Below are 8491 nucleotides of genomic sequence, written 5' to 3'. Positions count from 1 at the left end.
AGGAAGAGGCGCGAAATTGCGTGGTGAATGGTTGAAGGGCTATGTGCGGGTGTAGTTTAGTGGTAAAACCTCAGCCTTCCAAGCTGATGTCGTGGGTTCGATTCCCATCACCCGCTTTTGGATGGGCCTATAGCTCAGCTGGTCAGAGCGCACGCCTGATAAGCGTGAGGTCGGTGGTTCAAGTCCACTTAGGCCCACTATTCCCCATTGCATACTGTTGGATGATTCGCTATAATAACGGTGAACCGTTGTCCCACCATTGCCGGATGGAGCAACGGTATGGTAGCCCATAGGAAAACGGACATGGTGTTGAATCGTTCCGCAATAGCTCAGCGGTAGAGCAACCGGCTGTTAACCGGTAGGTCGTAGGTTCGAATCCTACTTGCGGAGCCATTTTCTCTGGAGAAGTACCCAAGTGGCTGAAGGGGACGGTTTGCTAAACCGTTAGGTCGCAGTTTTGCGGCGCGCGGGTTCAAATCCCGCCTTCTCCGCCATGCATGGCCCGTTGGTCAAGTGGTTAAGACACCGCCCTTTCACGGCGGTAACACGGGTTCGAATCCCGTACGGGTCACTGCTTATGGCACTAGGCAACCTGGTGCCATTTTATCAAACTTGTTTTTGTCGAAAATTGCGCTTTTTCTTGCCGAATAGGCAATCATGAGGTATAATGGATTCCATAGCAGAAAGATTGGGGACAACGCAGTGTTTCGTTTCGTCGATGAACGAGGCATTGCGTTTTTTTATTGCGATTCCCTCCCGCCTGCGATTCACCGAAGCGGGAGGAACACGTCATTCAAGCAGTTGAACATCCGCTTCGCCGCCATGGATTTGCGTGAACATCGCTTGCATGGCTTCGAGCTGGCGATGGGCGACGTCTTTGGCGATGGAAGGTGGAAAGTATACAATCTGTAAGGCGTTCTTGGTGTCACGAGTGACGGCCGTCCGTTCCGAATCGACGATCGGACTGCCGAATGGACCGTATGCATCTTTGCTGACAAGTTTGTTGGCAAAGTTGACCGTTCGGCCGTTTAAAGCGACATATTCGTCTTGCTCAGCACCGATGGTTACGGTCACGGTCCCGTGTATGCGGTCAAGGTCGTAGATGCCGAGCGGAATCTTATAATAGAGTGAAAAGAAATTGTTGACATCCACTGCTGAATGAATGGAAGGAAGAAAGTGCTTCTTTTGAATGCGCCGATACAGACTTTCACTCGATGGGCGATAACGAGCGGGATCCGTCCCGATTTGCTTGAATAGGTGACGCCATTCGGCCAGTTCAGGAATGTCATGGATCGTTTTTTCCTGCAGTTCGATATAAATTGATTCCTGAAACAGTTGCAACCGTCCTTTTAGCATTTGGGGCGAATCCCCTACTTCGATGTGCCGGTAGCAGATGATTCCGAACTTTCCGGAAGGGAGACGCCGTTTCAGCTCTTCTGATACGATATAGTTCATGTCAATCACCTCGCGCTTTATTTTATCATAGGAGTCGAAAGGAGGGAAAACAATGGATGTTGTCGCCTTAAAACAAGAGTTGATTGCGTACAGCCGGACGATCGGTATTGATAAAATTAGATTTGCCAGCGCCGATCCATTTGTGGAACTAAAAGAACGATTGCGACGCCAGCAAGAGCTTGGCTACCAGTCCGGATTTGAGGAAAAGGATATTGAAAAACGAACGAATCCCGATTTGCTGCTTTCTGAGGCCAAATCAATCATTGCCATTGCGCTCGCTTATCCGTCGAAAATGAAGCAGGCGCCGCGGGGGACAAAGACGGAGCGGCGCGGCCTTTTTTGCCGTGCATCGTGGGGCAAAGATTATCATGTTGTATTGCGGGATCGTTTACGGCAGCTTGAGGAGTTTTTGCTTGCCAAAGTGCCGCACGCCCGCGTTCGTTCGATGGTCGATACTGGAGAGCTGGCCGATCGCGCTGTGGCTGAGCGGGCCGGGATCGGTTGGAGCGGGAAAAACTGCTCGATCATTACGCCGGAATTTGGCTCGTACGTCTATTTAGGGGAAATGATCACAACCATTCCGTTTCCCCCTGATGAGCCGATTGAAAATCGATGTGGCACATGTACGAAATGCATCGATGCGTGTCCGACCGGAGCGCTCGTGCAAGGAGGGCAGCTAAACGCGCAACGGTGCATCTCGTTTTTAACACAAACAAAAGACTTTTTGGCCGATGAATTTCGCGAGAAAATCGGCAACCGGTTGTACGGCTGCGACACGTGCCAGTTAGTCTGTCCGGAAAACAAAGGGAAAGATTTTCATTTCCATCCGGAATTTGAACCCGATCCGGAGGCGGTCAAACCGAAGCTGATTCCGCTTCTTCAAATGAGCAATCGTGAGTTTCAAGAAAAATTCGGCGCCATGGCTGGTTCATGGCGCGGAAAAAAACCGATTCAGCGCAATGCCATCTTGGCGCTTGCCCATTACAAAGACCGAACGGCGGTGCCGCATTTGTTGCGGCTGTTGAAAGAAGACAGCCGCCCGGTCATCCGTGGGACGGCCGCATGGGCGCTCGGAAAAATCGGCGATGCCAGCGTGCGACCGCATCTCGATGAAGCTAGACGGACGGAGACGGATGAGGTGGTGCTTGCTGAAATTGAAAAAGGGCTGAAACTGTTGGAGGACAGCGTCAGAAAAGAAAGCTGATTCTGCAAGGTTTCTCTAATTGAGAAACTGGTGGGATAGTAGCATTTTACACGAAATCCCCGCCCTCCTAAAGTAACGGGAAGGCTGGTGAAAACGAGCTTCCGCTTCCCCTAGATGGCTGGTGAAAAACGGTTGTTTCTTTTGAACAATGGGGGAGAGTTTGAAAGACGATCCTGATGCGACAAGGCTCTTCTATTTGATAAACAAGCTTGATAAGCGGCTTGCTCCCTTAAATCCCCGCCCTCCTAAGCGATGAGGGAAACGGGTAAAGGGCGGGACGGATGCCGCAAAGAAGCGGGAAAGAACAGCCGCTTCCCCACATAAGGTAGTAACAAAAACGAAAGTGGGGAACGGCATGAAACAACGATTGCGCGAGCGGCTGAACGAGCGGGCCCGCTCGTTTGTGTCAGGAAACGGGTTAAAGGATGAAGAGATCACGAGAAAACAGAAGCTCTGCCAAAAACGAGGAGTGGAAATCGTTCGCTGTTCGATTCGTGGGCAAATCGTCGGACGACAGACGGTCGAACGGGAAACCAAACTGGTGTATGTGGCCCATCATCAGTTTTTGCTGAAACAAGGAGACATTTTATATGTGGAAGAGCAAGTCGAGGAGCGGTGCGCGCGGTTTGTAAACGGCGAATGGGTTGCCGACGATCGGATCAGCCGGACGGGAGGGAATGTCGAGGCGCCGCGGGTGGAGCGTGAGCAATGGCGGGGAGAGCGGCTTTCCTATCAATATGACCGCGCTCAGGCGGTGCGGTACGCGGAAACATGGTGGAATCGTCACAACCCGGCGTTCCCGTCTTTTCCTGTTGATTGCACCAATTTTGTCTCCCAATGCCTGTACGCAGGTGGGGTGCCTATGACGGGTTACCCGAATCGGGCGCGGGGGTGGTGGTGCCAAAACGGGAGCTGGAGCTACAGCTGGGCCGTCGCTCATTCCCTGCGCTGGTACTTAAGCGGGTCGCGCATCGGCTTGCAGGCGGTGGAAGTTTCCGAACCGGGACAATTGATGGCAGGCGATGTCATTTGTTATGATTTTCAAGGGGACGGGCGCTTTGACCATTCGGCGATCGTAGTGGCCAAAGACCAAGAGGGGATGCCGCTTGTGAACGCCCATACTACCAACAGTCGGATGCGTTATTGGTCCTACGAAGATTCGAGCGCTTACACCCCAAACATCCGGTATAAATTTTTTCATATCATGGATCGCAAATAAACGATGTTGTTGAGGTGAAGAACATGCCGCTTCATGTTGTACTATACCAACCAGAAATTCCAGCCAACACCGGGAACATCGCCCGTACGTGCGCGGCGACGGATACGGCGCTCCATCTCATCCGTCCGCTCGGATTTTCGACGGACGATAAAATGTTAAAGCGCGCTGGCCTTGACTACTGGCCTTATGTCAATCTTTCCTATTACGATTCGCTTGACGAGTTGTTTGCCCGGTTTCCGGGAGGCGAGTTTTACTTCATTACGAAATTCGGCCGGCAGTATTATGATTCGTTTGACTTTAGCGATACAACCAAGGATATTTTCTTTGTGTTCGGCCGCGAGACGACCGGATTGCCAAAAGACTTGCTCGAGGCCAATATGGATCGCTGCCTTCGCATCCCGATGAACGACAAAGTCCGTTCCCTGAACTTATCAAATACGGCGGCCATTTTAGTGTATGAAGCGCTGCGCCAGCAACGGTTTCACGGGTTGTCGTAGGCGCAAAACAAAAAAACGACCTTCGCGACGGAGGTCGTTTTTTTGGGCTTTATTTCACGCCGGGTTTGTCCTCATAGCCGGCGGTGAAAATGGCCGTTAAGAAAGCAATGATCACTCCGAGCACAAGCAAGGTGCGCATCGTTTGCCCCTCCTTCAAGGCGTTTTCCCCTTTATTATAGCGGATATGGCCAAGCATGTGAATGACCGCGTTTGGCCGTCAGGAGACAAAATTTTTTTGCGGCGAATGATACAGGACATCCTCGCATAAATTGTAATAATCTTTCTGTTAGACATCCGAGGGTGAGGAGGTCCTTTATGGATATTTTGCAAAAAATCGCTCGATATCGGGAAGAAGAAGAGAAGCTGAAATGGGAAGGGACGTTTGCCGAGTATTTAGAGATTTTAAAAGAAAAGCCGTGGGTGGCCCAGTCGGCTCATTCGCGCGTTTATCATATGATCAAAGACGCTGGAGTTGAGGTGGTGAACGGCCGAAAGCGGTATAAGTTTTTCAGCCAGCATCTGTTCGGGCTGGAAGAAGCGCTGGAACGGTTAGTTGAAGAATATTTCCACCCGGCGGCGAAGCGGTTGGATGTACGCAAGCGGATTTTGCTGCTGATGGGCCCGGTCGGCGGCGGGAAGTCAACGCTAGTGACGCTCTTGAAACGCGGGCTCGAGGAATATTCGAAAACGGACCGCGGCGCCGTTTATGCGATCAAAGGGTGCCCGATGCATGAAGATCCGCTTCACCTCATTCCCCACCATTTGCGCGACGATTTTTACCGCGAATACGGCATTCGCATTGAAGGGGAGCTGTCGCCGCTCAATATGATGCGGTTGGAGAAAGAATACGGCGGCCGAATCGAAGACGTGATGGTGGAGCGCATTTTCTTTTCGGAAAATCGGCGCGTTGGCATCGGGACGTTCAGCCCGTCCGATCCGAAGTCGCAAGATATTGCTGACTTGACGGGAAGCATCGATTTCTCGACCATCGCTGAGTATGGCTCGGAGTCCGACCCGCGGGCATATCGGTTTGACGGCGAGCTGAACAAGGCGAACCGCGGCATTATGGAATTTCAGGAAATGTTAAAATGCGATGAAAAATTTCTTTGGCATTTGCTGTCGCTGACGCAAGAGGGCAACTTCAAAGCCGGGCGGTTTGCGTTGATCAGCGCTGATGAACTGATCGTCGCCCATACGAACGAAACCGAGTACCGGTCATTTATCGCCAACAAAAAGAACGAAGCGCTCCATTCCCGCATTATCGTAATGCCGATTCCATATAACTTGCGCGTCTCGGAAGAAGAGCGCATTTATGAAAAGATGATTCGCGAAAGCGATGTCGCTAACGTGCATATTGCCCCGCACACGCTGCGCATTGCGGCCATGTTTACGATTTTGACGCGGCTGAAAGAATCAAAACGACCGGATGTGGACTTGTTGAAGAAAATGCGCTTGTATGACGGAGAGATGATCGAAGGGTTCAACGAAGTCGATGTCGAGGAGTTGAAAAAAGAACATCCGGACGAAGGGATGAGCGGCATCGATCCGCGCTATGTCATCAACCGCATTTCGGCCTGCATCATCCGGAAAGAAGTGCCGTCGATCAACGCGCTCGATGTGCTTCGTTCGCTGAAAGAAGGGTTGGATCAGCACCCATCCATCTCTAAAGAAGACCGTGAACGGTATTTGAACTTCATCTCACTCGTGCGCAAAGAATATGATGAAATCGCCAAGCAAGAAGTGCAAAAGGCGTTCGTCTATTCGTATGAAGAATCGGCGAAAACGCTGATGGACAACTATTTGGACAACGTCGAAGCGTATTGCAACAAAACGAAGCTGCGCGACCCGCTCACCGGTGAGGAAATGAACCCGGATGAGAAGCTGATGCGCTCCATTGAAGAACAAATCGGCATTTCCGAAAATGCCAAAAAGGCGTTCCGCGAAGAAATTTTGATTCGGATCTCCGCCTATGCGCGCAAAGGGCAGCGGTTTGACTACAATTCCCACGAACGGCTGCGCGAAGCGATTCAGAAAAAGCTGTTCGCGGATCTAAAAGATATCGTAAAAATTACAACATCGACGAAAACGCCGGATGAGCAGCAGCTGAAAAAAATTAATGAGGTTGTCGCCCGCTTGATTGATGAGTACGGATATAACTCCACATCGGCCAACGAATTGCTCCGCTATGTCGGCAGCTTGTTGAACCGATAGGCATGCCTCAAGCGCTGAGGCATGCTTTTTTATCACCTAGAAGAGTCGGGGGGAAGAAGCGGGACGCTTCCCGGCCTTATTTCTCAAATAAAGAAACTTTGTCGCATCGGGCATGCTTTGTGCACGTTCCCTCATGGATCAAGGGAGAGGTTGTTTTCATGGGATGTCAGGGCGCTGCATCACAACGCGAGAGCAAACAAGTAATCGGGCTTGTCCACTCCCACTATTTTCCGCATTCATTTGGCAATTATTTTGAATTTTTGCATAGGATAAAATAAACCAAACCTAGTATCCGTGCTGCGTTTGTTTTGATGACGCCAACATAAGTATATGCGGGAAAGCGAAAAGTGTGAAACCATTTTGACAAAGGAGGGAAAAATATGAAGGGGAATTTCGTTGTATCGAAAGAAGACTGGTCCCTCCACCGCAAAGGGCATGACGATCAAAAGCGTCACCAAGAAAAAGTCAAAGAAGCGATCAAAAATAACTTGCCGGATTTAATCACCGAAGAAAGCATCATTATGTCCAACGGACGTGATGTGATTAAAATTCCGATCCGTTCGCTTGATGAGTATAAAATCCGCTACAACTACGAGAAAAACAAGCACGTCGGTCAAGGAAACGGAGACAGCCAAGTCGGCGATGTCGTGGCCAAGGACGGAAGCGGGGAGGGACAGGGGCCAGGAAAAGGCCAAGGGGCCGGTGACCTGCCAGGCCAAGATTATTACGAAGCCGAAGTGTCGCTGATGGAAATTGAAGAGGCGCTGTTCAGCCAGTTGGAGCTTCCGAATTTGCAGCGGAAAGAGCTCGACCAACACATTGTCCAACAGATTGAGTTTAATGATATTCGCCGCACCGGACTGATGGGCAACATCGATAAAAAGCGGACGATGCTCGCCGCGTTCAAACGCAACGCCATGAGCGGCAAGCCGAGCTTTTACCCGATTTATCGCGAAGATTTGAAATTTAAAACGTGGAACGAAGTCATTAAACCGGAATCGAAAGCGGTCGTCCTAGCGATGATGGACACAAGCGGTTCGATGGGCATGTGGGAAAAATATATGGCGCGCAGTTTCTTCTTTTGGATGACGCGCTTTTTGCGCACGAAGTATGAGACGGTCGACATCGCCTTCATCGCCCACCATACCGAAGCGAAAGTCGTCAGTGAGGAAGAATTTTTCACCAAAGGGGAAAGCGGCGGAACGATTTGTTCGTCGGCCTACCGCAAAGCCCTTGAACTAATTGAAACAAAATATTCTCCGTCACGCTATAACATTTATCCGTTCCATTTCTCCGACGGCGACAACTTGACGTCCGACAACGCCCGCTGCGTCAAGCTTGTTCAAGAGTTGCTGAAAGTGTCAAACATGTTTGGATATGGGGAAGTGAATCAGTACAACCGTTCACCCTCTACCCTCATGCGAGCATACGGCAACATGAAACACGAGAAATTCAGGTACTATATTTTAAAACAAAAAGCCGACGTGTTCGAAGCCTTGAAGTATTTCTTCTCGGCAGAAAAAAAAAGAGGCCGTCGCCTCTAGATCCTAGGATAAAGCTGAATGGTAAACTGGTCTTTTTTCGTCCATTCCGGTTTTCTTAGGTATGTCGCTTTCTCAAGCACCGACTTGCCCGAGTTCGACAGTCACTAGGCAAACAAAATGCCTCTCATCCCTTGATACCAAAGGGACGAGAGGCATTGGGGCATACGTTGGGCGTGTATCTAGGTGCGAGGATGAATGCCTAGAATCTTCGGAGGAGGCTCCAGCCCTAGAGCCGCAAAGAATTGAGCCTGTTTGACCGTCAGTTCGGTTCGTTGATTAAGGTCGCCGTTTTTTGAAGAAAAATGTCCAAGCATGAGACGTTCGCATTCGTCCCTTACGTTCGGCCACGATTCATGGGTTC

Annotated in this window: 7 protein-coding genes, 5 tRNA genes and 1 pseudogene; 10 read left to right on the top strand and 3 right to left on the bottom strand. The window is 50.5% G+C overall.

What is annotated here, in order from left to right:
- The first annotated feature begins 45 nt into the window (after positions 1 to 45).
- The 5 genes from B4113_RS11315 to B4113_RS11295 all read left to right on the top strand — a co-directional run bounded on the left by B4113_RS11315 (position 46) and on the right by B4113_RS11295 (position 571).
- Positions 46 to 116: transfer RNA gene (locus tag B4113_RS11315), tRNA-Gly, on the top strand.
- 7 nt (positions 117 to 123) lie between these two features.
- Positions 124 to 197, top strand: a tRNA-Ile gene (locus B4113_RS11310).
- A gap of 121 nt (positions 198 to 318) precedes the next feature.
- A tRNA-Asn gene (locus B4113_RS11305) sits at positions 319 to 393 on the top strand.
- A gap of 8 nt (positions 394 to 401) precedes the next feature.
- Positions 402 to 494 (top strand) — tRNA-Ser (locus B4113_RS11300).
- A 5-nt stretch (positions 495 to 499) separates the two neighbouring features.
- Positions 500 to 571, top strand: a tRNA-Glu gene (locus tag B4113_RS11295).
- Positions 572 to 789: 218 nt separating this feature from the next.
- Here B4113_RS11295 and B4113_RS11290 read toward each other — a convergent pair.
- Complete coding sequence (locus B4113_RS11290; RefSeq protein ID WP_033844520.1) at positions 790 to 1455, bottom strand: B3/4 domain-containing protein; 666 nt, start codon at positions 1453 to 1455, stop codon at positions 790 to 792.
- A 52-nt stretch (positions 1456 to 1507) separates the two neighbouring features.
- On the opposite strand from B4113_RS11290, the gene queG reads away from it, so the two are divergent.
- From queG to trmL, 3 genes are all read left to right on the top strand, one after another.
- Positions 1508 to 2659, top strand: coding sequence for a tRNA epoxyqueuosine(34) reductase QueG (gene queG, locus B4113_RS11285; protein WP_033018534.1), 1152 nt, complete (start codon positions 1508 to 1510; stop codon positions 2657 to 2659).
- A 355-nt stretch (positions 2660 to 3014) separates the two neighbouring features.
- Positions 3015 to 3878: an amidase domain-containing protein gene (locus B4113_RS11280; protein ID WP_033018533.1), complete on the top strand. Its 864-nt coding sequence runs from the start codon at positions 3015 to 3017 to the stop codon at positions 3876 to 3878.
- A gap of 23 nt (positions 3879 to 3901) precedes the next feature.
- A complete protein-coding gene (trmL, locus tag B4113_RS11275; protein WP_033018532.1) occupies positions 3902 to 4375 on the top strand; it encodes a tRNA (uridine(34)/cytosine(34)/5-carboxymethylaminomethyluridine(34)-2'-O)-methyltransferase TrmL in 474 nt (157 codons plus the stop codon).
- Between the two features lie 49 nt (positions 4376 to 4424).
- On the opposite strand, the gene B4113_RS19885 is transcribed toward trmL, so the two are convergent.
- The gene (locus B4113_RS19885; RefSeq protein WP_156102749.1) at positions 4425 to 4571 is read right to left on the bottom strand and encodes a hypothetical protein; all 147 of its coding nucleotides are present in this window, start codon (positions 4569 to 4571) and stop codon (positions 4425 to 4427) included.
- A gap of 119 nt (positions 4572 to 4690) precedes the next feature.
- On the opposite strand from B4113_RS19885, the gene B4113_RS11270 reads away from it, so the two are divergent.
- Together B4113_RS11270 and yhbH are read left to right on the top strand one after the other, a co-directional pair.
- Positions 4691 to 6586, top strand: coding sequence for a PrkA family serine protein kinase (locus tag B4113_RS11270; protein WP_033018531.1), 1896 nt, complete (start codon positions 4691 to 4693; stop codon positions 6584 to 6586).
- Positions 6587 to 6966: 380 nt separating this feature from the next.
- On the top strand, positions 6967 to 8130 hold the full coding sequence (yhbH, locus tag B4113_RS11265) for a sporulation protein YhbH (protein ID WP_033844514.1): 1164 nt from the start codon (positions 6967 to 6969) through the stop codon (positions 8128 to 8130).
- 179 nt (positions 8131 to 8309) lie between these two features.
- Here the strand turns inward: yhbH and B4113_RS20590 are convergent.
- Positions 8310 to 8491: pseudogene (locus B4113_RS20590) on the bottom strand (transposase); the annotation flags it as partial.

It is taken from the genome of Geobacillus sp. B4113_201601 (assembly GCF_001587475.1).
GTDB classification, from domain to species: domain Bacteria; phylum Bacillota; class Bacilli; order Bacillales; family Anoxybacillaceae; genus Geobacillus; species Geobacillus icigianus.
Note: the sequence above shows the minus strand (reverse complement) of the source record. Positions and strands in the feature narration are given on the sequence as shown.